21 protein-coding genes and 1 pseudogene are annotated in these 22,527 nt (G+C 70.8%); 13 read left to right on the forward strand and 9 right to left on the reverse strand.

The genetic code is table 11. The features are described 5' to 3' along the window. Positions 1-109: 109 nt before the first annotated feature. Complete coding sequence (gene scy, locus ACWCXB_RS01975; RefSeq protein ID WP_450717942.1) at positions 110-4,084, reverse strand: polarized growth protein Scy; 3,975 nt, start codon at positions 4,082-4,084, stop codon at positions 110-112. Positions 4,085-4,248: 164 nt separating this feature from the next. Next, a complete protein-coding gene (mce, locus tag ACWCXB_RS01980) occupies positions 4,249-4,689 on the reverse strand; it encodes a methylmalonyl-CoA epimerase (RefSeq protein ID WP_450717944.1) in 441 nt (146 codons plus the stop codon). Positions 4,690-4,837: 148 nt separating this feature from the next. Between mce and ACWCXB_RS01985 the strand changes: the two genes are divergently transcribed. Continuing rightward, complete coding sequence (locus ACWCXB_RS01985) at positions 4,838-6,040, forward strand: acetyl-CoA C-acetyltransferase (protein WP_450717946.1); 1,203 nt, start codon at positions 4,838-4,840, stop codon at positions 6,038-6,040. 26 nt (positions 6,041-6,066) lie between these two features. After that, positions 6,067-7,020 (forward strand): methylmalonyl Co-A mutase-associated GTPase MeaB, encoded by a 954-nt coding sequence (gene meaB, locus ACWCXB_RS01990; protein ID WP_450717948.1) that lies wholly within the window; start codon positions 6,067-6,069, stop codon positions 7,018-7,020. A gap of 688 nt (positions 7,021-7,708) precedes the next feature. On the opposite strand, the gene ACWCXB_RS01995 is transcribed toward meaB, so the two are convergent. From ACWCXB_RS01995 to ACWCXB_RS02010, 4 genes are all read right to left on the reverse strand, one after another. Beyond that, on the reverse strand, positions 7,709-8,185 hold the full coding sequence (locus tag ACWCXB_RS01995; RefSeq protein ID WP_450717950.1) for a MarR family winged helix-turn-helix transcriptional regulator: 477 nt from the start codon (positions 8,183-8,185) through the stop codon (positions 7,709-7,711). Positions 8,186-8,357: 172 nt separating this feature from the next. Further along, the gene (locus ACWCXB_RS02000) at positions 8,358-9,143 is read right to left on the reverse strand and encodes an AIM24 family protein (RefSeq protein WP_450717952.1); all 786 of its coding nucleotides are present in this window, start codon (positions 9,141-9,143) and stop codon (positions 8,358-8,360) included. Then, positions 9,140-9,790, reverse strand: a complete 651-nt coding sequence (locus ACWCXB_RS02005; protein WP_450717954.1) for an AIM24 family protein — start codon at positions 9,788-9,790, stop codon at positions 9,140-9,142. Before ACWCXB_RS02005 ends, ACWCXB_RS02000 begins: the two co-directional genes overlap by 4 nt. A gap of 1 nt (position 9,791) precedes the next feature. Further along, positions 9,792-10,424, reverse strand: a complete 633-nt coding sequence (locus ACWCXB_RS02010; protein WP_450718198.1) for an AIM24 family protein — start codon at positions 10,422-10,424, stop codon at positions 9,792-9,794. A gap of 206 nt (positions 10,425-10,630) precedes the next feature. Here ACWCXB_RS02010 and ACWCXB_RS02015 point away from each other — a divergent pair, with 206 nt between their 5' ends. Then, the gene (locus tag ACWCXB_RS02015) at positions 10,631-10,975 is read left to right on the forward strand and encodes a DUF3817 domain-containing protein (protein ID WP_450717956.1); all 345 of its coding nucleotides are present in this window, start codon (positions 10,631-10,633) and stop codon (positions 10,973-10,975) included. Beyond that, entirely contained in the window at positions 10,972-11,265 is a 294-nt protein-coding gene (locus ACWCXB_RS02020) for an MTH1187 family thiamine-binding protein (protein ID WP_450717958.1), read from the forward strand. Before ACWCXB_RS02015 ends, ACWCXB_RS02020 begins: the two co-directional genes overlap by 4 nt. A gap of 209 nt (positions 11,266-11,474) precedes the next feature. Here the strand turns inward: ACWCXB_RS02020 and ACWCXB_RS02025 are convergent, their stop codons facing one another. Beyond that, entirely contained in the window at positions 11,475-12,473 is a 999-nt protein-coding gene (locus ACWCXB_RS02025) for a DUF5937 family protein (RefSeq protein ID WP_450717960.1), read from the reverse strand. 136 nt (positions 12,474-12,609) lie between these two features. On the opposite strand from ACWCXB_RS02025, the gene ACWCXB_RS02030 reads away from it, so the two are divergent. The 5 genes from ACWCXB_RS02030 (at position 12,610) to ACWCXB_RS02050 (ending at position 17,150) form a co-directional block, all read left to right on the forward strand. Then, positions 12,610-13,932 (forward strand): MFS transporter, encoded by a 1,323-nt coding sequence (locus tag ACWCXB_RS02030; protein WP_450717962.1) that lies wholly within the window; start codon positions 12,610-12,612, stop codon positions 13,930-13,932. A 10-nt stretch (positions 13,933-13,942) separates the two neighbouring features. Next, positions 13,943-14,452 (forward strand): MarR family winged helix-turn-helix transcriptional regulator, encoded by a 510-nt coding sequence (locus ACWCXB_RS02035; RefSeq protein WP_450717964.1) that lies wholly within the window; start codon positions 13,943-13,945, stop codon positions 14,450-14,452. Positions 14,453-14,529: 77 nt separating this feature from the next. Then, positions 14,530-14,862, forward strand: coding sequence for a DUF3817 domain-containing protein (locus ACWCXB_RS02040; protein ID WP_450717966.1), 333 nt, complete (start codon positions 14,530-14,532; stop codon positions 14,860-14,862). A gap of 72 nt (positions 14,863-14,934) precedes the next feature. Next, a complete protein-coding gene (locus tag ACWCXB_RS02045; RefSeq protein WP_450717968.1) occupies positions 14,935-16,635 on the forward strand; it encodes an acyl-CoA mutase large subunit family protein in 1,701 nt (566 codons plus the stop codon). A 113-nt stretch (positions 16,636-16,748) separates the two neighbouring features. Then, positions 16,749-17,150 (forward strand): hypothetical protein, encoded by a 402-nt coding sequence (locus ACWCXB_RS02050; RefSeq protein WP_450717970.1) that lies wholly within the window; start codon positions 16,749-16,751, stop codon positions 17,148-17,150. Between the two features lie 47 nt (positions 17,151-17,197). Here the strand turns inward: ACWCXB_RS02050 and ACWCXB_RS02055 are convergent, their stop codons facing one another. Then, positions 17,198-17,827, reverse strand: a complete 630-nt coding sequence (locus ACWCXB_RS02055) for a TetR/AcrR family transcriptional regulator (protein ID WP_450717971.1) — start codon at positions 17,825-17,827, stop codon at positions 17,198-17,200. 252 nt (positions 17,828-18,079) lie between these two features. Between ACWCXB_RS02055 and ACWCXB_RS02060 the strand changes: the two genes are divergently transcribed. The 4 genes from ACWCXB_RS02060 (at position 18,080) to ACWCXB_RS02075 (ending at position 22,243) form a co-directional block, all read left to right on the forward strand. Continuing rightward, a complete protein-coding gene (locus ACWCXB_RS02060; RefSeq protein WP_450717973.1) occupies positions 18,080-19,051 on the forward strand; it encodes a tetratricopeptide repeat protein in 972 nt (323 codons plus the stop codon). 604 nt (positions 19,052-19,655) lie between these two features. Further along, the gene (locus ACWCXB_RS02065; protein ID WP_450717975.1) at positions 19,656-20,294 is read left to right on the forward strand and encodes a DUF6230 family protein; all 639 of its coding nucleotides are present in this window, start codon (positions 19,656-19,658) and stop codon (positions 20,292-20,294) included. Positions 20,295-20,391: 97 nt separating this feature from the next. Then, positions 20,392-20,952, forward strand: coding sequence for a DUF6114 domain-containing protein (locus tag ACWCXB_RS02070; protein ID WP_450717977.1), 561 nt, complete (start codon positions 20,392-20,394; stop codon positions 20,950-20,952). After that, on the forward strand, positions 20,942-22,243 hold the full coding sequence (locus tag ACWCXB_RS02075) for a hypothetical protein (protein ID WP_450717979.1): 1,302 nt from the start codon (positions 20,942-20,944) through the stop codon (positions 22,241-22,243). The genes ACWCXB_RS02070 and ACWCXB_RS02075 overlap by 11 nt, the downstream gene beginning before the upstream one ends. Positions 22,244-22,313: 70 nt before the next feature. Here ACWCXB_RS02075 and ACWCXB_RS02080 read toward each other — a convergent pair. Next, positions 22,314-22,435, reverse strand: a pseudogene (locus tag ACWCXB_RS02080) (Txe/YoeB family addiction module toxin); the annotation flags it as partial. Between the last annotated feature and the right edge of the window lie 92 nt (positions 22,436-22,527).

Below are 22,527 nucleotides of genomic sequence, written 5' to 3' on the forward strand. Positions count from 1 at the left end.
TCCTGTCGAATGAGACCGGTGAGGTGTTAGGGGGAATCCTAGGCGCCGAAGCGGCGTGTCATCGAGCGGATGCCCGTTTGATATGGAGAATGTCCAGCCTTTTGAGTGGCTAGCCCTCGGAAGGCTTGCTACTCGAACGTGTAACCCCCGCTGCCGCACCCGCCTTGACCCCGCCCGCGCCGGAACCGCTGCCCGATCCGGCCTTGGAGGTCGGCGCTTCGAACGACTCCAACGCCTCCAGTACGTCCTGGACACGGGAGATCTCCGCCTGGATGTCCTCCCGCCTGCGCACGAGCACGTCGAGCTCCCGCTTGCCGTCCGCGATCATGCGGTCGGCCTCGCGGTCCGCCTCCGCCTTCACCTGTTCGGCGGCGCGAACCAGCGCGGCCTTCTTCTGCTCGGCCTCCTTGAGGAGCGCCTCGGCCTTCTTCACCGCGGCGATCCGCACCTTGCCGGCCTCCGAGTTGGCCTCCGACACGAGCTCCTTGGCCTTCGCCTCGGCCTCGGCCAGCTGCTCGGTCGCCGCCTTGACCAGCTGGTCGCAGCGCTCGCCCGCCGCCTTCATCTGCTCGGCGGACTCGCGGCGGGCCCGCTCGTGCAGCTCCTCGACCTCGCTCTCGACACGGGTACGAAGCTCCTCCGCGCGCTCCCGGACGGCGGTCGCGTCGCTGCGCGCACCCACCAGTAGATCGTCGGCGTCCGTCCGGGACTTCTCCACGAGGGAATTGCCCTCGACGGTCGCCTCGGCGACCAGCCGTTCGGCCTCCTTGCGGGCGGCGCCCACCATCGTGTCGGCCTGCTCCTCGGCCTCGGTGGTGGCGCGCAGCGCCTCCTCCTGGGCCTTGGCCATGAGCTGGTCCGCCTGCTCGGCGGCGTCCGCACGCCGCTTCGCCGCGTCCTGACGGGCCGCGTCGAGCGTACGGTCCGCCTCTTCCCGCGCCTCGGCACGCATCTGCTCCGCCGCGCTCTCGGCATCGGCGCGCACCCGCTCGGCCTCGGCCCGGATGCGCTCCGCGCTCTGCTGGGCGGAGCCGACGGTCTCGGCCGCCTCGGCGCGCAGCCGCTCGGCCTCGGCGGAAGCCTCGGCGATGAGCTGGTCGGCCTGCTCGGCGGCGTCCCCACGGCGCTTGTCGGCGGCCTTCCGGGCCTCGTCCAGCACCTGCTCGGCGTCCGTGCGGGCGGCCGCCCGCAGACCCTCGGCCTCCGCCTCGCCGTCCGCCTTGACCTGCTCGGCCTCGGTGCGCAGCCGCGCCGCGTCATGCTCGGCGAGCGACAGCAGCTCCGACGCCTCGGTCGTGATCCGGTCGGACTCGCTCGTCGCCTCGCCCACCAGCCGGTCCGCCTGCGCCGCGGCCTCGGAACGGATGCGGTTGGCGTCCTCGCGGGCGTCCGCACGCGTCCGCGCCGCGTCCTGGTCCGCGGAGGCGACCGCGTCCGACGCCTCCGTACGCATCCGCTGGGCGTACTCCGCGGTGTCCGAACGCAGCCGCTCCGACTCCGCGATGGCCTCGGCCATGGTCCGCTCGGCGAGCGCCTTCGCGGCCTCCGCCTCGTCGTCGGCGCGCGCCCGGATGCGGTTCGCGTCCTCGGTGGCGCGCTCCCGCTCCGCGTACGCATCGGCGCGGACCCGGTCCGCCTCCTCCTGCGCCTCGGTCCTCGTACGCTCCGCGGCGTGCTCGGCGGCGCTGCGCAGCCCGGCGATCTCCTGCTCGGCCTGCTCCTGGAGACCCGACACGGAGTCCCGTACCTGCTGGGCGGTCTGCTCGGCGGCCGACACCATCTCGGTGGCCCGCCGGTCCGCCTCCTCGACCAGGCGCTGCGCCTCGGTCTGCGCCTCCTCGACCCGCTTGCGGGCCGAGGCCAGCAGCTCCTCGCTCTGCTCGCGGGCCTGCTCGCGCTCCTGGTCCGCCTCCGTACGGGCCGCGGCGAGGATCTCCTCGGCCTCCCGGCGGCGCCGGCTCGCCTCCTCCTGCGCGGCCGCCAGGGCCTCCGTGGCCTCCTGACCGACGCGCTCGGCGGCGGCCGCGGCCTCGCTGCGGATCCGGTCCGCGCTCTCCTGCGCCTCCGTCCTCAGCCGCTCGGCCTCGGCGGCGGCCTCGCTCTGCAGCCGTACGGCCACGGCCTCGCCCTCGGCGCGCGAGGCCGAAGCGTCCGCGGCCGCCTCGTCGCGCAGCCGCTCGGCCTCCTGCTCGGCCTGCGCCTGGAGCGTACGGATCCGCTCGGCGGCCTCGCTGCGCAGCCGCTCGGTCTCCTCCGCGGTCTCCCTGCGGATCCGCTCGCTCTCCGTGCGGGCCTCGGACAGCGCCTGCTCGGCGGAGACGAGCCGGGCCTCCGCCTCCGTGTGCAGCCGGGTCAGCTCCTCGTCGGCCTCGCGACGGCGGGCGACCGCGGCGCGCGCCGCTTCCTCACGCGTCTCACGGGCCGCGGACTCCGCCTCGGCACGGGTGTGATCGGCCTGCTCCTCGGCCTCGGCGCGCAGCCGGTCCGCCTCGGCGCGGGTGCGCTCCAGCGTCTCCTCGGCCTGCCGACGCAGCGTCGTCGCCCGCTCGATCGCTTCCGTCCGGACCCGCTCGCTGTCCGCGGTCGCCCCGGAACGGACGTCGTCCGCGTCGGCCTTCGCCTTGGTCAGCAGCTCCTCGGCGGACCTGGCCGCCTCCTCGATCTGCTGGACGGCCTCGCGGCGCGCCTCGCTGCGGATCCGCTCGCCCTCGGCGACGGCCTCGGCGCGCAGCTGCTCGGCCTCGCCGCGCAGCCGCCGCGCCTCCTCCTGCAGCTCGACCGTCTTGGCCCGGTACTCCTTGGTGTCGTCCTTCGCGGCGCCCTTGAGCTCTTCGGCCGTGTCATGGGCCTCGGCGCGCAGCCGGTCCGCCTCGGCCTCGGCCTCGCGACGGATGCGCTCGGCCTCCTCGGTGGCCTTGCGCGTGGTGGCCTTGGCCTCCTCGGAGGCCTTGTTGAGGACCTCTTCCGCGGTGCGGGCGGCCTTGGCGAGCTGTGCGGCGGAGTCCTCGGCGGCGACCGTACGGGCCTTGTCGGCGGCCTCCGCGAGGAGCTTCTCCGCCTCGGCGCGGGCGTCCGCGAGCGCCTGCTCGGCCTCGGCCTTGAGGGTCTCGGACTCCTTCGTGGCCTCGCCGACCAGCCGGGCGATCTCCGACCTGGCGGTACGGGTGCGCTGCTCGTTGGCCGACTCGGCACTCGCCAGCGTCTTGCTCGCGCTCTCCTTGGCCTCCGTGACGACCTTCTCGGCCTCCGCGCGGGCCACACGCAGCTTCTCCTCGGCCTCCTGCAGCCGCTGCTCGGCGGCGCGGCTGAGCTCCGCGGCCTGCTGGCGGGCCTGGTCGGACTCGGCACTGGTCGTGGAGCGCAGCTGCTCGGCGTGGGTGGTGGCCTCGTGCGCCTGGGTCGATGCGGCGTTCAGCAGCCGCTCGGCGTCCTTGCGGGCGCGCAACAGGATCGCTTCGGCTTCGGCGCGGGCGGTCTCGGCCTCGGAGCCGAGCCGCTGGCGGGTCTCCTCGGCGACGCGGGTGGCCTCGGCGCGGGCGGCGGCCATTGCCTGCTCCGCCTCGGCGCGCGACTCGTCGAGGAGCCGGCGGGCCTGGGACTCGGTGCGGGCCCGGAGCTGCTCGGCCCAGGCCACGTTCTCGTTGACGTGCGCCTCGACGGTCTGGCGGCGCTCGGCGAGCTCCTGGTCGAGGCGCTGGCGGCGCTGGTTGGCCTCGGCGTGCAGCTCGGCCTGGAGGCGGGCCTGGTGTTCGGCGTGCTCCTGGAGGATGCGCTGGGTCTGTGCACGGGCCTCGCGCAGCTCCCGCTCGGCGTCCGAGCGCAGCTGGTCGGCCTGGATCTGGGCGTTACGGAGCAGCTGCTCGGCCTGGTACCCGATGTCGGCGCTGTCGTACGCGGGACGGGTCGCGAGAGCGCGGCGCGCCTCGTGGAGCTTGGCGCGCAAAACCTCGACCTGGTATCCGAGGTCCTCGGCGTGCTGGACGGCCTTCTCCCGCTCGGTCTTCAGCCGGTCCATCTCGGCTTCGAACCGCGAGAGGTGGTCGTCGTCAGCTCGGTGGCTCTCCTGGCGTTCGTAGCCCCGCACTGCGCGGTCCCATCCGTCCCCTGGTCGCAAGTCTCTACAGTCGAGCACCGTTCGCCGGCGAACGGCCCCCCGGGGAATGGTGTCAGATCACGCGGGGACGTGGCGCGGCCCCGTTCCGGCCCCGGCCCGGAGCCGCCCACTCTACCGGGCCAGGAATCCGGAGGTCAGTGCTCCGCTGAGGACGGGTCGGCGGACGTCACGAGTTCGGTGAGCACACCGTGGCAGTCCTTGGGGTGCAGGAACGTGATCCGGGAGCCCATCGAACCGATGCGCGGCTCGTCGTAGAGGACCCGTACACCCTTGTCACGGATGGACTGAGCGTCCCCGTCGACATCGGCCGTGCCGAAGGCGATGTGATGCACACCCTCACCGTTCTTGGCCAGCCACTTCCCGACCGCGGAGTCCTCGCGGGTGGGCTCCAGGAGCTGGAGGTACGAGGCGCCGCCGTCCGAGGTCTCATTGATCTTGAGCATGGCCTCGCGGACACCCTGTTCCTCGTTGACTTCGGTGTGGAACACCTCGAAGCCGTACGTGGCCCGGTAGAACTCGACAGTCCTGTCGAGGTCGAAGCAGGCGATCCCGATGTGGTCGATTCGCGTCAGCATGGCTCCAGTGCAGCGCTCACGGCGGCGATTACGCAACGTGCGCGCGATCACACCGGCTGCCCGGTGACCCGAACGCGTACCGCTCAGTACAGTTCAAGTAAACCCTCGTTCACTCCTCAGCCGCCGTGCTGGAAGGGGATCCCCTCTCATGTCTGGAACGAACAGCACCACCTCTGTGATCGTCGCCGGTGCCCGTACCCCCATGGGGCGGTTGCTCGGCTCCCTGAAGTCCTTCTCCGGCGCCGACCTGGGCGGTTTCGCGATCAAGGCTGCGCTGGACCGCGCCGGGATCGGTGGCGACCAGGTGCAGTACGTGATCATGGGCCAGGTGCTCCAGGCCGGGGCGGGGCAGATCCCGGCCCGCCAGGCCGCGGTCAAGGCCGGCATCCCCATGAGCGTGCCCGCGCTGACGATCAACAAGGTGTGTCTCTCCGGGCTCGACGCGATCGCCCTGGCCGACCAGCTGATCCGTGCGGGTGAGTTCGACGTGATCGTCGCCGGCGGCCAGGAGTCCATGACGAACGCGCCGCACCTGCTGCCGAAGTCGCGTGAGGGCTTCAAGTACGGCGCGATCGAGATGCTCGACGCCATGGCGTACGACGGCCTCACCGACGCCTTCGAGCGGATCGCCATGGGCGAGTCCACCGAGAAGCACAACACCCGCCTCGGCATCGCCCGGCCGGAGCAGGACGAGATCGCCGCCCTGTCGCACCAGCGCGCCGCCGCCGCGCAGAAGAACGGCCTCTTCGAGGCCGAGATCACGCCCGTCGAGATCCCGCAGCGCAAGGGCGAGCCGGTCCTCTTCAGCAAGGACGAGGGCATCCGTGCCGAGACGACGGTCGAGTCGCTCGGCAAGCTGCGCCCGGCGTTTGCGAAGGACGGCACGATCACGGCGGGTACGTCGTCGCAGATCTCCGACGGTGCCGCCGCGGTCGTCGTGATGAGCAAGGCCAAGGCCGAGGAGCTCGGCCTCGAGTGGATCGCCGAGATCGGCGCGCACGGCAATGTGGCGGGTCCGGACAACTCGCTCCAGTCCCAGCCGTCCAACGCGATCACGCACGCCCTCAAGAAGGAGGGCCTGGAGGTCTCCGACCTCGACCTCATCGAGATCAACGAGGCGTTCGCCGCGGTCGCCGTGCAGTCAATGAAGGACCTCGGGGTATCCCCGGAAAAGGTGAATGTCAACGGTGGCGCGATTGCCCTGGGACACCCGATCGGCATGTCCGGCGCGCGGATCGTCCTGCACCTGGCGCTCGAGCTGAAGCGTCGCGGCGGCGGGGTCGGCGCGGCGGCGCTGTGCGGCGGTGGCGGCCAGGGTGACGCGCTGATCGTTCGCGTACCGGCCAAGTAAGACCTTCAAAGATCGGAGCAGGCACGATGGTGGACGTCCCCCAGCTGGTCGCCCAGGCGAGGGAGGGCCGGCCGCGGGCCGTGGCCCGGCTGATCTCACTCGTCGAGGGGGCGTCCCCGCAGCTCCGCGAGGTCATGGCGGAGCTCGCGCCGCTGACCGGCGGTGCGTACGTGGTGGGGCTGACCGGCTCGCCGGGTGTCGGCAAGTCGACGTCCACGTCCGCGCTGGTGACGGCGTACCGGCGGGCCGGGAAGCGGGTCGGCGTACTGGCCGTCGACCCGTCCTCGCCCTTCTCGGGCGGGGCGCTGCTCGGCGACCGGGTGCGGATGTCGGAGCACGCGTCCGACCCCGGCGTCTACATCCGCTCGATGGCCACCCGCGGCCATCTCGGCGGCCTCGCATGGGCCGCGCCCCAGGCCATCCGCGTCCTGGACGCGGCCGGCTGCGACGTGGTGCTGGTGGAGACGGTCGGCGTCGGCCAGTCCGAGGTCGAGATCGCCTCCGAGGCCGACACGTCGGTGGTGCTGCTGGCGCCCGGCATGGGCGACGGCATCCAGGCGGCGAAGGCGGGCATCCTGGAGATCGGCGATGTGTACGTCGTCAACAAGGCGGACCGTGACGGCGCCGACGCGACAGCGCGCGAGCTCAACCACATGCTCGGTCTCGGCGAGTCCCGTGCGCCGGGCGACTGGCGGCCGCCGATCGTGAAGACGGTCGCGGCGCGGGGCGAGGGCATCGACGAGGTCGTCGAGTCCCTCGAGAAGCACCGCGCGTGGATGGAGGAGCACGGCGTCCTCGCGGCCCGGCGCACCAGCCGGGCCGCCCACGAGGTCGAGACCATCGCGGTCACCGCGCTCCGTGAGCGCATCGGCGACCTCCACGGCGACCGCCGGCTGGACGCGCTCGCGGCCCGCATCGTGGCGGGCGAGCTCGACCCGTACGCGGCGGCGGACGAACTGGTGGCGGGCCTCACGTCCTGACCTGCCTGTGCGGGGTGCCTCCGGCGGTGGGCGGGGTCGTGCGCGGTACCGGTGCGGGGTGCGGTGTTGCCCGGTGCCGCGGGCGTGCCCGGTGTGTCCGTCCTCAAGCGCCGGACGGGCTTGGGGCGGCTGCTGTGGGTGGGTGGTGGTGCGGGGCCCCTCCGGGCTCGCCTCCTCGGAAATCGGTGGGTACGGCGTCATCCGGAACCACCGCCCGATTTCCTGCGGGGGCGACCCTGCACGGCCCCGCCCCGGCCGTCCCCCGACTGCAGGTCGGGGGGTGTTTTGTGCCCACCCGTTCCGCCCCAGCGGAACGACTGCCCACAAACCAACGGGGTGCTGCCACCCACCGGGGCGAGCCCCCACCCGGCAACCACGCCCGGGGACGCGCAGGGGTCATGTTCGGGACACTAAAGCGTGATTTGTGGCGCGCGGCGTGGGCGATGACTGGTGGGTCCGGGGTGGCGCGCGCCGTAAATCATGCCGTCCCGGATACGAGCCCCGGAGCGGACCCGACGGCACCGACCCGGCACGGGGCACCCCCGACCACCCAGCCCGTCCGGCGTTTGAGGACGGACACCCGGGTCGCGCCCGCGGTACTGGGCACACCGGGCGGCCCGGGACACCGACGGGCGCACCGGGCGGGCCCGGGACACCGACGGGCGCACCGGGCAGCCTCGCACCCCCGTCAGACCTTGCCGCGTCGCCCCCGCAAGTGGTCCGCCACCGGCTTCAAGGACTCGCGCAGGTCCGCAAGTGCCTCCGGTGACAACAGGTCGATGAAGTGCTGGCGCACCGACTCGACGTGGTGCGGCGCGACCTTCTGCATGGTCTCCATGCCGTGGTCGGTGAGGACGGCGTACAACCCGCGGCGGTCCGACTCGCAGTTCTCCCTGCGGACCAGGCCCGCGTTCTCCATGCGGGTGATCTGGTGGGAGAGCCGGCTCTTCGACTGGAGCGTGGCCGCGGCCAGATCGCTCATCCGCATGCGCCGGTCCACGGACTCCGACAAATTGACGAGAATCTCGTAGTCGTTGTTGGTCAGGCCGAACGGTTGCAGGTCCTTCTCCATCTGGTACGTCAGCAGCCTGTTGACATCCAGATACGTGCGCCAGGCGCACTGCTCCGTATCGCTCAGCCAGCGCGTGGCCGTCTCGGTCTCCATATATGGATACTACCCTAAGAAGTTGAAAGCCGGACGAAGTCGGGGAGTGTGACGCCCGGCGCCTCTGTGTCCATGATCCCCGCGTTGTCCATGGACCCCACGTTGTCCATGGTCTCCATGGTCCCCCACACAAGGGCGCAGACGTTCGACGTCACACTCCGCAGACTACCGCTCACAGCCCGAAGCGACGCTGGAGGTCCCCACGCTGGCCGGGAAGTCGCGGGGAGGATCCCTGATGGCCAGGGGTCCCATGCCCCGCGTGGCCCCCGCCCGGCACCCCGTCCGCGTGCGGGACGACACCCGTGGCCTGCTCGGCCATGAGCGTCTCGGATGACTGAAGAAGCACCGTCCCCGCCCCCACGAACTCGAACTGGTGCTCCTCGCCCGACGCCCCGCCGATCCCCGTCAGCTGTCGCAGCCCGCCCATGACCCCGCTCATGTAGCCGTGGTCGTAGTGGTGGCACGGCGACGGGCAGTCCGCCCAGCCGACCAGCGCCTGAGGGTCTACCCGGATCGGCGGCTCCATGAAGACCACCGGACCGTTGGACGCCGCGACGAACTTCCCCGTACCGATCAGCGTCAGAAAGCCCGGCACGATCGACTGCTTCAGTGCCAGGGACGGCTGGTACGCGAGCAGATTCCCGGACCGGATCGTCAGATTGCCCTCGTCCAGGTCGTACGAGTTCACGTCGAACGCCCGGTCCGCGAGCAGCATCTTGCCGCTGCCCTCGGCCACCACCCAGTCGCTCGCGTGCAGCGGCGAGTGGAAGCTCGTACGCATCAGCCGGTCCAGCCGGCCGTGGCCGATGCCGTTGAACTCGATCTGCCCGTAGTAGGCGATCATCTTGCCCTTCTGCAGAAACCACTGGGAGCCCTTGAGCTCCACGCAGAAGGTGTAGGCGTTGACGTTGTCGTCGCTCGGCAGCGTCATCGGGTCGAAAATCACCGGCGTGCTCACAGCTTCTCCTCCGACGCCTGGACGTACACCGCACCACTGCCGCTCAGCTCCAGCTGGAACGCCTCGCCCGAGCCGCGCCCCACCATGTCGCGCCAGCCCAGCGCCGTGGAGAGCTTGTTCCGTACGTCGCCGTGGTGCGCGACATACGCCTGCGGGTCGACATGGACCGGTCGGCCAGGCGTGATCGGGAGCTCGATCACTCCGCCGTGTGCCATGACCGCGACCGCACCATGACCCTTCAGCGTCGTGGTGAAGAGGCCCTGCCCGGTGACCTGGCCGCGCACCATGCCCATGACCCCGCCCTGCGAGCCCATGAACATCGTGCCCTGCTGCAGCGTCCCGTCGAAGGCGAGCAGCCGGTCGGCCTCGACGTACAGGGTTTCGCCGGTCAGGTTGATCACCTGGATGTGGTGGCCGCCGTGGCCGAACATCACGGTCCCGGACCCCTCGACCGTCATCAGCGGGGTCGCCTCGTCGGCCACCCGCCGCCCGATCATCGACATCAGGCCGCCCTGGCCACCCGCCATGTTCGGGGTGAAGGACACCTCGCCCTTGTACGCGAGCATTGCGCCGCGCTGGCTGTACATCTTCTGGCCGGGGATCACCGTCGCCTCGACCATCTTCGAGTTGATCTCACGGAAGGGCATGTCACACGTCCCCTGCGATCGTGTTGCGCTCGCTCGGCTGCACGTACACGAGCCCGTCGCCCTCGAACCGGATCTGGAAGGCCTCGCCGCCGCCCTCGCCCATCAGCGTGCGGAAGGTGACCCCGGACTGGAAGTTCTGCTGGAGATTGCCCTGGTGCGCGATGTACGCGCCGGGGTCGACGGAGAGCGGGTACTGGGGCGTCACCCGCAGCACAACGGCCGGGCCGTCGGACATGATCGCCGCCTGGCCCGTGCCCTCGACGGTCGTCGTGAACAGGCCGTTTCCGGTCGCGCCGCCGCGCAGACCGGTGAAGCTGGTGCCGGTGCGCAGCCCGCCGTCCGTGCAGAGCAGATTGCTCGACTCGACGTACAGCTTGTCGCCGTGCAGCGAGACGAGGTTGATCTCGGACGCGCGGTCGGCGAAGTAACAGGTGCCCTGGCCCTTCACCTCCATCATGGTCATCTGCTCGCCGGTGAGGCGGCGGGTCACCATGCCACGGATGCCCTCACCGCCACCGGACAGTTTCTTGAACGCCATCTGGCCGTCGTACGCGACCATCGACCCGTTCTTCGCCTTGACGGCGTCCCCGGTCATGTCGACGGCGAGCACCTTGCTGCCTTGAAGTCGGAACATTGCCACGGGGCGACGTTACTGGGCGGTGGGCGCGCGCCGACAGAGCCCCCGGGACGATCCCGACCCCGACCCGACCCCGAGGCCACCCGGGCGACCCGAGGCCACCCGGGTAAAGATCAAGGAAAGAGCGGTGCCACAATGGCAGCGCTTGTGCGTGCGTTCACAAGCCCGACGCCTCTTCTGACCCCTCCACCGAAGGTGCCTCCGTGGACATCAAGACCGCCTCCGCCCTCCACCGCCTCCGACTCGTCTCCGCGCCGGAGGCCGTGTCGTTCCTGCTGCTGCTCGTCTGCTCGGTGCTCAAGCGCACGACGGAGTTCAACGCGGTCCCGGTCATGGGCGCGATCCATGGTGTGCTCTTCATCCTGTACGTGATCTTCTGGCTGGACGCCTGGAACCGTACGAAGTGGGACGTCAAGACGGCCGCCCTCTACTTCGTCCTCTCGGTGCTGCCCGCCGGTGGATTCTTCGCCGAGCGCAAGCTGAAGCGCGCCGCCGAGGACGCCGTCATCGCCGCCCGCGCCCGCCGCGAGGGCAAGGTGAACGCGTGATCGTCGCCTTCTCCGTGACCCCGCTGGGCGTCGGCGAAGACGTCGGCGAGTACGTCGCCGACGCCGTGCGCATCGTCCGCGAGTCCGGGCTGCCCAACCGCACGGACGCCATGTTCACCTCCGTCGAGGGGGAGTGGGACGAGGTCATGGACGTCGTCAAGCGCGCAGTCGCCGCCGTCGAGGCGCGCGCGCCGCGCGTCTCCCTCGTCCTCAAGGCGGACATCAGGCCCGGTGTCACAGACGGGCTGACGAGCAAGGTCGAGACGGTGGAGCGCCACCTGTCCGCCTGACGCCGCGATCGAAAGAGCCCCCGACCCGCTGGGCCGGGGGCTCTTTCGTATCCGCCCCGCGGGAGGGAGCGGCTCACCTTGCCGGCCGCGGCGCTCGAAGAGCTCGGTCCCGTTGCCCAGTGGGGGGTCCGCCACCGGATGCGGCGTGCGGCGCGCGAAGACGCCGCCGACCCCGGCGGGCGGCCGCGTCGCGGTGGGCCCCGGTCGGCTCAGACCGCGCCGGACTGTGGCGCCGCCAGGGCGATGCCCATCGGCGTCCGCTCGTACAGCACCTGATGCCCGTACCGGCGCGACCTCAGCAGACCGGCGTCCCGCAGCACCGACAAATGCGCAGACACGCTGGACGGTGCAAGTCCCAGACGGTGTGCCAGGGCCGTCGTGCCCGCGGGCTCGTCCAGAGCGCACAGCACGTCCGCCCGCACGCGACCCAGCAGCCGGGCCAGGGCATCGGGCGTACGGCCGCCGGGGTCCGACCAGAGTCCGCCGATGCCGCGGGCCGGATAGACGAGGGTCGGCTGCCACGGTGGATCGAAGCCGCTGACGACGTCCGGCCAGGAGAAGACGCTGGGCATCAGCACCAGACCCGCACCGCCCAGCACCCGGCTGTGATCGCTCACCGTGTCGATCGTCAGGGTCGATCCGCCGTCCCACTCCAGGCGCGGGTGCAGCTCCCGCAGCAGCCCTTCGAGTCCCCCTTCGGCCAGCCGCCGCGAGTGGTACGCCACATCCGCCTCCAGCAGCGCACGCAGCCTCGGCCAGTCCGGCGCGACGAGCACCTCCCACGCCCGCTCGAGCAGGGCGGCGAGCTCCCGCACCGACCGTGCCGGATCCGCGAGCATCGCCCGTCCCGCGGGAGTGTCCGCAGCCCCCGAGTCCGTCAGCGCGCGCCTCAGGTCGTCGCGCGCCTGATCCGGGTCCGTGGCCCTGACCGCGGCGATCTCCTCCTCGAAGGCGGCTGCGGGCCCGATGGGCGGTGGGTAGATGAAGTCCGGGTTGTGCCCCCGGCGCGGCATCAGCAACTGCAGCGGTGTGAGATCGAGGTTCCCGGTGGCGAGCGCTCCGCGCAGTCGGCGCAGCCACGGCAGGTGGTAGCCGTGCCGCTCCGGCCGGGCGAGGGTGCGTACGGCCTCATGGGTCTCCCAGAGCGGGGAGACCGCGAACCGGCAGCGGAGCAGATCGGCCTCGCCGAAGTGGAGTGTGAACGGCACGCGGCGCCCCCTCGCTCGGTGATGTGCGCGCCCCGCGGTGATGGGCCGGGGCCCGCCGCGCGAAGATCGCTCTGCAAAGATTCGTTCTCAGCCGAAAGTCTAGGGTCCGACACCGGGGCGACGGCAGGCTGCCGGCATGACCGCCGAACCGATTCCTCCCGGCCCCACGGCTGACGGGGCCGTCCCGTCCGAGGGTGTCGGGCAGCCCCCGGCCGCGCCCGGCAGCCCGCCCCCGCGCGGGGGTTATGCGAGCGTCTTCGCCGTACGCGAGTTCCGGGCCGTGTTCGCCGCGCACACGCTCTCCCTCCTCGGCGTCGTGGTCAGCGAGATCGCCCTGACCGTGCTCGTCTACGACCTCACCGGATCCCCGCTGCTGAGCGCCCTCACCTTCGCGCTCGGTTTCCTCCCCTATCTCCTCGGGGGAACGCTGCTCGCCGGGGTCGCCGACCGGTATCCCGCCCGCCGGGTCCTCGTCGTGTGCGATCTCGTCTGCGCGGGGTGCGTCGGCCTGATGGTGCTGCCCACGACCCCGGTCGCGGGGCTGCTCGTGCTGCGGTGTGCCGTCGCCGCCGTGGCGCCCGTGTTCAACGGGACCCGGATGGCGACGCTCGCCGACGTCCTCGGCCAGGGGGAACGGTTCGTACTCGGCCGCTCGCTGCTGCGGATCGTCTCGCAGAGCGCCCTGCTCGCCGGATTCGGGGCGGGCGGCGTCCTGCTGACCCTCGTGCCCGCGCGCGGTGCCATCGCGATCACCGCGGTGACCTTTCTCTGCTCGGCCGTCCTGCTGCGGTTCGGCACCCGCCGCAGGCCCGCACGGGCCGATGCGCGCAAGGTGTCGCTGCTCAGGGACTCCCTCGACGGCGCCCGCCTGGTGTTCGCCGACCGCCGGCTGCGCGCGCTGACCCTGATGTTCTGGGTGCCGCCCCTGTTCGTCGTGGCACCGGAAGCCCTGGCCGCCCCGTACGCCGACGGCATCGGCGTCGGCACCGCCGCGCTCGGGCTGCTGATGTGCGCGATGCCGGTGGGCCACATCGCCGGCGAGCTCTTCGCGGGTTCCGTGCTGAGCGCGGCCGCCCGCGCCCGGATCGTGCTGCCCCTCGCCGCCTGCTGCCTGCTGCCGCTCCTCCTGTACGCCGTACGCCCCGGACTGCCGCTCGCGATGATCGCCCTGGTGCTGAGCGGGCTGGCGTCGGCGTACTCTCTCGGCCTCGATCAGTGGTACGTGGCAGCGGTGCCCGAGGAGCTGCGCGGCCGGGCCATGACGCTGATGACCGCGGGCATGATGACGGTCCAGGGTGTCGGCATGGCGGCTGCGGGCGTCGCGGCCGAGTTCCTGCCCGTCCACCAGGTGGTCGCCGGCATCGGGGCGCTGGGCACGCTCTGCGTGCTCGTACTCGCCGCCGAGCTTCGGAGGACCGAAGTTCGAGACGGGGCTGACCAGCATGTGACCAGTGGGTAAGGTCGGTGCCGTGCCGAAGCCGCTCAGTCTCCCCTTCGACCCCATCGCCCGAGCCGACGAGCTCTGGCAGAAGCGCTGGGGCCCCGTGCCCTCGATGGCCGCGATCACCTCGATCATGCGGGCCCACCAGATCCTGCTCGCCGAGGTCGACGCCGTCGTCAAGCCGTACGGACTGACCTTCGCGCGCTACGAGGCGCTGGTGCTGCTCACCTTCTCCAAGGCCGGTGAGCTGCCGATGTCCAAGATCGGTGAGCGGCTGATGGTGCACCCCACGTCCGTGACGAACACGGTGGACCGCCTGGTGAAGTCGGGCCTGGTCGCCAAGCGTCCCAATCCGAACGACGGCCGGGGCACGCTCGCCTCCATCACCGAGAAGGGCCGCGAGGTCGTGGAGGCCGCCACCCGCGATCTGATGGCGATGGACTTCGGGCTCGGGGCGTACGACGCCGAGGAGTGCGCGGAGATCTTCGCGCTGCTGCGGCCGCTGCGCATCGCCGCGCACGACTTCGAGGGCAAGTGACCCGGGTCGACGGGACGTGACCCGCGTCTCCCGACCCGCCGGAAGATCGCCCAAACCGGACGGTTAACCTCGTCGGCATGAAAAAGAGCGTGCTGACCCGCTACCGGGTGATGGCCTATGTCACCGCAGTGATGCTGCTCGTGCTGTGCACCTGCATGGTGTTCAAGTACGGCTTCGACAAGGGCGAGGACGTCACCTTCGCGGTCTCGCAGGTCCACGGCATCCTCTACATCATCTACCTGATCTTCGCCTTCGACCTGGGCTCCAAGGCCAAGTGGTCGTTCGGCAAGCTGCTGTGGGTGCTGCTCTCCGGGACCATTCCCTTCGCCGCTTTCTTCGTCGAGCGCAAGGTCACACGCACGGTCGAGCCGCTGGTCAGCGGCCAGGTTCCGGCAGTAGCCAAGGCGTAGTCCCACCGCCGTACGGGTATGTACGGCGGTTTGCCATCGACATTTACTAGGACGTCCTAGTAAATTCGAAGCATGGACGCTGACGCCATCGAGGAGGGCCGCCACCGCTGGCAGGCCCGGTACGACTCCGCAAAGAAGCGGAACGCCGACTTCACCACGCTCTCCGGTGATCCGGTCGAGCCGGTCTACGGGCCCAGGCCCGGCGACACCTACGAGGGCTTCGAGCGGATCGGCTGGCCCGGCGAGTACCCGTTCACGCGCGGCCTGTACCCGACGGGTTACCGGGGCCGCACCTGGACCATCCGCCAGTTCGCCGGCTTCGGCAACGCCGAGCAGACGAACGAGCGGTACAAGATGATCCTCGCCGCCGGCGGCGGCGGCCTCAGCGTCGCCTTCGACATGCCGACGCTGATGGGCCGCGACTCCGACGACCCGCGCTCGCTCGGCGAGGTCGGCCACTGCGGTGTCGCCATCGACTCCGCCGCCGACATGGAGATCCTCTTCAAGGACATCCCGCTCGGCGACGTCACGACCTCGATGACCATCAGCGGACCGGCCGTCCCGGTCTTCTGCATGTACCTCGTCGCCGCCGAGCGCCAGGGCGTCGACCCGGCCGTCCTCAACGGCACGCTCCAGACGGACATCTTCAAGGAGTACATCGCGCAGAAGGAGTGGCTCTTCGAGCCCGAGCCCCATCTGCGCCTGATCGGCGACCTGATGGAGCACTGCGCCCGCTCCATTCCCGCGTACAAGCCGCTCTCCGTCTCCGGCTACCACATCCGCGAGGCGGGCGCGACGGCCGCGCAGGAGCTGGCGTACACGCTCGCGGACGGCTTCGGATACGTCGAACTCGGCCTGAGCCGCGGTCTGGACGTGGACGTCTTCGCGCCCGGCCTCTCCTTCTTCTTCGACGCGCACGTCGACTTCTTCGAGGAGATCGCCAAGTTCCGCGCGGCCCGCCGCATCTGGGCCCGCTGGATGAAGGAGGTCTACGGCGCGAAGACCGACAAGGCGCAGTGGCTGCGCTTCCACACCCAGACCGCCGGTGTCTCGCTGACGGCCCAGCAGCCGTACAACAACGTCGTACGGACGGCCGTGGAGGCCCTCGCGGCCGTGCTCGGTGGCACCAACTCGCTGCACACCAACGCCCTGGACGAGACCCTCGCCCTGCCGTCCGAGCAGGCCGCCGAGATCGCCCTGCGGACGCAGCAGGTGCTGATGGAGGAGACCGGCGTCGGCAACGTGGCCGACCCGCTGGGCGGTTCCTGGTACATCGAGCAGCTCACCGACCGCATCGAGGCCGACGCCGAGAAGATCTTCGAGCAGATCAAGGAGCGCGGAGTGCGCGCCCACCCGGACGGGCAGCACCCCATCGGGCCCATCACCTCCGGCATTCTGCGCGGCATCGAGGACGGCTGGTTCACCGGCGAGATCGCCGAGTCCGCGTTCCGCTACCAGCAGGCCCTGGAGAAGGGCGACAAGCGGGTCGTCGGCGTCAACGTCCACCACGGCTCGGTCACCGGCGACCTGGAGATCCTCCGCGTCAGCCACGAGGTCGAGTGGGAGCAGGTCCGCATCCTCGGCGAGCGCAAGTCGCGGCGCGACGACGCGCGCGTACGGGCCTCGCTGGACGCGATGCTGGCCGCGGCCCGCGACGGCTCCAACATGATCGAGCCGATGCTCGACGCGGTGCGTGCGGAGGCCACGCTCGGGGAGATCTGCGACGCGCTGCGGGACGAGTGGGGAACGTACACGGAGCCCCCGGGCTTCTGACCCGGCTGCCCGAAACCCGATGGAAGGACCGGCTGTTGCGCCTCTACGGTGGCGCGATGGCCGGTCTTCCCTTTCCTGTTCCTGAGCTGCCCGTTCCCGTGCTTCCTGTTCCCGTGCGTGACGTACGCGTCCGCATCCAGTCCGTAGGAGCGTGCGGCCCCTTCGCGCGCATCACCGTGGACTTCGAGCCGCCCGCGGCAGGCGGCGAGGCGGAGTTCCGGAACACCGTGCCGGAGGAGGATCTGCCCGCGGAGTACCTCCACGCGCTGTGGGTGGGCCTCCAGGGCGGACTCGACGGGGTTGCCGCGGTCGTCACGCTCACCCAGGGCCGCCATCACGAGGTGGACTCCTCCGAGTACGGCTTCAAACTCGCCGGGGAGATGGCGGGCCGTGCCGCGCTGGTCGGGGCCGGGTTGCTGCCGTCCGAGGAGGCGGAGAGGCTCACCAAGGTCTCCTGGCCGGGCAAGCCGGGCAAGCCGGGCAAGCCGGGGTGCACGGAGGCCACGGCCGGCTGAGGTTCACCCGGAGGCCGTTGCGCGGGCTCGTGCGCGGGCTCCGGGCCTCACGACTGCGTCGCCGCGCCAAGACCGCCCAGCAGGACCGCGGTGAAGCGGCGGGCCCAGTCCTCGTCGACCGGTTCGCAACTCACGAGGGCCCGGTGCACCACCGCGCCCGCGATTACGTCGAAGATCAGGTCGGCCGTGCGGGCGGCCGCCTCCGGATCGGTCTCCATGGGCAGTTCGCCACGGGCCTGCGCCCGCGCCCTGCCCTCCAGGACCAGCCGCTTCTGGCGGTCCACGATCGAGACCCGGATCCGCTCGCGCAGCGGCTCGTCGCGCGTCGACTCGGCCACCACCGCCATCAGCGCGGTCCTGGCCTCGGGCCGCTGGAGCAGCGCCGCGAACTGCAGCACCACGCCCTCGATGTCCGCGGCGAGCGAGCCCCGGTCGGGGAGCTCCAGCTCGTCGAAGAGGACCGCGACGGCGTCCACAACGAGTTCGTTCTTGCCCGCCCAGCGTCGGTAGAGGGTCGTTTTCGCCACCCCGGCCCGGGTCGCCACATCGCCCAGCGTCAGCTTGGACCAGCCCAGTTCGACCAGGGCAGCCCTGGTCGCGTCGAGGATGGCGGCGTCCGCCTCGGCGCTGCGGGGGCGGCCTGTGCGGGGCGATTTCGGACGGGTGCGGCTACACATGACGGCGACCATACCGGCCAGTAGGTGATGCGCTGTGAGCCAGTTCACCGGGTGTTCCTTCCCGCGCCCGTGGTATTCGAGTTACGCTACGACTCGTAGCGAAAGCGCGAGCTGAGCGACAACCACAAGCGACAACACAGGTGCCAGGTGGGGACCCGGCGCCACAGTACGCATCGCAGTACGCACCACCCGCGGTCGGCGCTCTTCCGTCGGGTTTTTCACTCGTGCGCGCGGAGGGGGGAGGATGTACTCATGCAGCCTAGGAACATGTCCATGAGCGGCGTCGTCGACCTCGCCGCGGTGAAGGCGGCCGGTGAGGCCAAGGCCAAGGCGGAGCAGGCCCGTGCCGAGGCCGCCCGGCACGGCGGCGGCGGTGCCGTGCCCCCGTCCAGCCTGGTGATCGACGTCGACGAGGCGGGCTTCGAGCGCGACATCCTCCAGCGCTCGGCCGAAGTACCGGTCGTCATCGACTTCTGGGCCGAGTGGTGCGAGCCCTGCAAGCAGCTGAGCCCGGTGCTGGAGCGGCTCGCCCGTGAATACAACGGCCGTTTCGTGCTCGCCAAGATCGACGTCGAAGCCAATCAGATGCTGATGCAGCAGTTCGGGATCCAGGGCATCCCGGCGGTCTTCGCGGTGGTCGCCGGCCAGGCGCTGCCGCTCTTCCAGGGCCTGGCGCCCGAACAGCAGATCCGGCAGACCCTCGACCAGCTGATCCAGGTCGGCGAGGAGCGCTTCGGTCTCACCGGCCTCACCGTGGACGCGGACGCCGAGGAGGGCGCCCCGGCCCCGGCCCCGGTCCCGGCGGGACCGCACGACGCGCTGCTAGAAGCGGCCGTCCAGGCGCTGGACGCGGGCGACCTCGGCGGCGCCGTCCAGGCGTACAAGAACGTGCTCTCCGACGACCCGGGCAACATGGAGGCCAAGCTCGGCCTGGCCCAGGCCGAACTGCTCGCCAGGGTGCAGGACATGGACCCGTCGGCGGTGCGCAAGGAGGCCGCGGACAAGCCGGACGACGTCCAGGCGCAGATCGCCGCCGCCGACCTCGATCTGGTCGGTGGGCATGTCGAGGACGCCTTCGGTCGGCTGGTCGACACCGTGCGGCGCACGGCGGGCGAGGACCGCGATGCCGCCCGGCTGCGCCTGCTGGAGCTCTTCGAGGTGATCGGCCCGGACGACCCGCGGGTGACGGCGGCGCGCGCGGCGCTCGCGCGCGTGCTGTTCTGACGGGGCGTTCCGAGGGAGTCATTGCGCCGTTACGAGCGGCGGATTTGGCGACACAGTGACAAACGGCGGCCGCGCTTTACCAAAACTTGGTAAACGCGGCCGCTGTTACTTGGAGTAAATCAACCCCGTTGCTCTGTCCGTTTATTCGCACCTATCCACCCCTCTGTCCCACCACTCCGAGGCACCCTCTGTGGCCGGTCGACATCGCGGTGTCGTGGCGTGGTTATCCGTCCGTTACTAGCGAGTAACGAACCCCCTTGTGCCCCGGCGCGTAATGCACCACGATCGGCGACGCTCGGTCCATTACCGCACCAGCCCGGCAGCCAGCCGCGTCCGCGGTCCTGGGTCCCCACCGAGTGGGCCGGCGGCAGAGGCGCCGGCCGCGGACAGGGGGGTTCCTGCCTGACCCGGCAGGGCCTGTCCATTGCGGTTGCGCGAAGGCGTGGCCAGTGGTTGTCGCTCGGGGGTGATCGCCGGTGATGCGGACGTGGCTCGTGCCTGTTCTCACGGCGCTCTCCTTCCCGAGGACGTAGCACTTCTCCCATCCCAGGACGGACCTCCTCGGTCCGTACCGGAGATGTACGTCCGAGAAGGAGGAACAGATATGTCCCAGGTTCGTGGTGGGACCAGATGGAAGCGGTTCGCGGTCGTCATGGTGCCGTCCGTGGCCGCCACGGCTGCGATAGGCGTCGGTCTGGCACAGGGTGCGCTTGCGGCGTCCTTCAGTGTTTCCGGCCAGAGCTTCAAGGTGACGGCCGATGAGCTGAACGGTGAGGACTTCCTCCAGTACGGAAGCCTCGCGACGGGCACCGACCTCAAGGGCAACAAGACTGCCCACCCGGTCGCGGTGTCGGCGTTCAGCCACGCGACGATCACCAACATGTGCCAGTCGGTCGTCACTCCCGACGTGCCGTTCTTCGGCAGCGTCAGCCTGGAGCTCACGGCCGGCAACAAGGGTACGCCCGTCGATGCGACGGGCCTGTACCTGGACGTCGAGAAGCTCGAGACGACGAGCGCCGAGTTCGGCCAGATCGACATCGGCGTCGCGGCGGGCGACGGGAACAACAAGCCCGGCATCCAGCCCGGTACCGAGAAGCAGGTGAACCCGTACGGATTCGCCCAGCGGGCCAAGACGGCCAAGCTGACCGGCGTCAAGCAGACGGCGTGGGCGACCACCGCCGGCACCTTCAAGCTGAGCAATCTCAGCATGAAGCTGCACAAGGGCGTCAAGGAGTGCTACTAAGCACCCGCCCGGGCGGGTGGGGAGCACCTTCCGTGGCCCCGCCCGCCCGACCCTCACTTCTTTTCACAGCAACACCGGTTCCAGGGAGCTGTTTTCCATGAGCGCCGAGTCACCGGGGCAGAACGACGAGCACTACCTCCGCGTCATCAAGCGGCGTTTCCGCGACTGGCGGGGCCAGCGGCCCTTCTGGGCCGGCCTGTTCACCATGCTCGGCGGCGTACCGATTGCCTACTTCCCGTATGCAAGTCTCCAGGTCGGCCATATGACGCTGAACATGGCCACCACCGCGGGCGCGGGTTCGCTGATCATCGGCGTGCTGCTGGTGACGCTGGGACTGACCATGTGGTTCCACCACATTGTCCGAGTGTTCGCCGGTGTGGCCACGATCATGCTGGCCCTGATCTCGCTCCCGGTGTCCAACATCGGAGGCTTTCTCATCGGCTTCCTGCTCGCCCTGATCGGTGGCGCACTCTCCATCTCCTGGGCGCCCGGGAAGCCTGCCGAGCCGGCCGAGGACACCGCGGAGCCGACTGCCCCGGCCCCCGCGGCGGACGATGCGGACAACGTTCCGCTCGTACCCGGTCCGCAGTTCTCGGACACCGTGAGCATGGCGAAGACGACTGCCCACACCGAAGGCGGGAGCAACAGTGCGGGGTGACGAAGAATCACTGATCGCGGCTGACGAAGAGCCCCGCCTGAGAAAGGGCCCGCGTCACGCGGCCCCGAGGAAGTCGCTGCTGACCAAGCTGCAGATACCCGCGGGCAAGGCCATGGCCATCGCAGCGATGCCCACGGCGGTCTTCGTCGGCATGGGGCTCACGCCCAAGCTGGCGCTCGCCGACGAGAAGGACATTCCCTTCGCCCCCGGCCCGTGCGTGACCCGCTCGGACGAGCCGCAGGCGCCGGAGGAGTCGCCGTCCGCCTCGGAGTCGTCCAAGCCTTCCGACGACGCGTCCGACTCCACGGACGAGCCGTCGGACAAGCCTTCCGACGAGCCGTCCGCGAGCCCGTCCGGCGACGCCGGCGACGAGCCGAAGCCTGGCGCTTCCCCCTCGGCGTCCGGGGCGGGGGGCGAGCCTGTCGGCCAGTCCGCGCCGACCGCGGACCCCACGCCCAGCGAGACCAAGAACCCGCTCGACCCGCTGGGTGTCGGCGACGCGATCAAGGACCTGTTCGACGGCCCCGACGAGCCGACGGCCACGCCGACGACCCCGGCGCCGAGTGACACCGCGAAGCCCACCGAAGAGCCGTCGAAGCCGGCGACGGAGACGCCGTCCGACGCGGGCGAGGCGACCAAGGACCCGGTCAGCGGCACGGTCGACAAGACCGCGGAGGCCATCAAGGACGCGGCCGAGAAGGCCGGTGCCGAGGTCGAGGAGCTCGACGACAAGGCCAAGGGCCTCGACCCGGTCAAGGACGAGGACATCCCGGAGGGCGCCGACGGCAAGCCGCGCTTCCCGTGTCCCACCGCCGACCCGGAGGCGCTGGCCGCCGCCGAACTGGAGCCGGGCATCCCGCTGCTGCCGGACGCCCCCTGGCGGCTGGAGAGCAGCAAGCTCACGCTGAGCGGGCTCAAGTACCACGGCATCGTCGAGGTGAGGACCGGCAGCGGCAAGATCAAGAAGGCGCTGAAGTTCACGGCGACCTCGGTGGACATCGACGACCTGCACCAGCTGGTCGAGGGCCCGAACGGAACCACCGCCCACGTCAAGGGGGCGGCGGGCTCCACGTCCACGATCCGCACCGGCCCGGTGACCATGTACACGGAGGAGCTGAAGGGCAAGCTGTTCGGACTCATCCCGGTCACCTTCAGCCCCCAGACGCCGCCCCCGCTCGACGTCCCCTTCGCGATCTTCACCGACGTGAAGATCAAGCAGGCCGGCCAGTTCGGCGGCACGCTCACCGTGCCCGGACTGCACAACTACTTCACCGGTGGCAGCGCCGGCTGATCTTCCGGGAGCCGCGGAAGGCTGTGGGCCGCACCCTTCGTGGGTGCGGCCCACAGTCGTCAGCCGGCGCGATGATGACGACTTCCTTGTCGTCGGCCCGGTGGACGAGGCGGCGCTCGTCGTCGATGCGGCGGGACCAGTAGCCCGACAGATCACCTTAAGTGGCTCGGGCTTGCCGATGCCGGCGACGGGTCACGGTGGATACCACTCAGGTGGGCTGGTCGCGTATCCCGGCGACCACGGACGCCGACAGCCCGAGGGGCCGCACCCCCGCCAGGGATGCG

It is taken from the genome of Streptomyces sp. NPDC001514 (genome assembly GCF_053597075.1).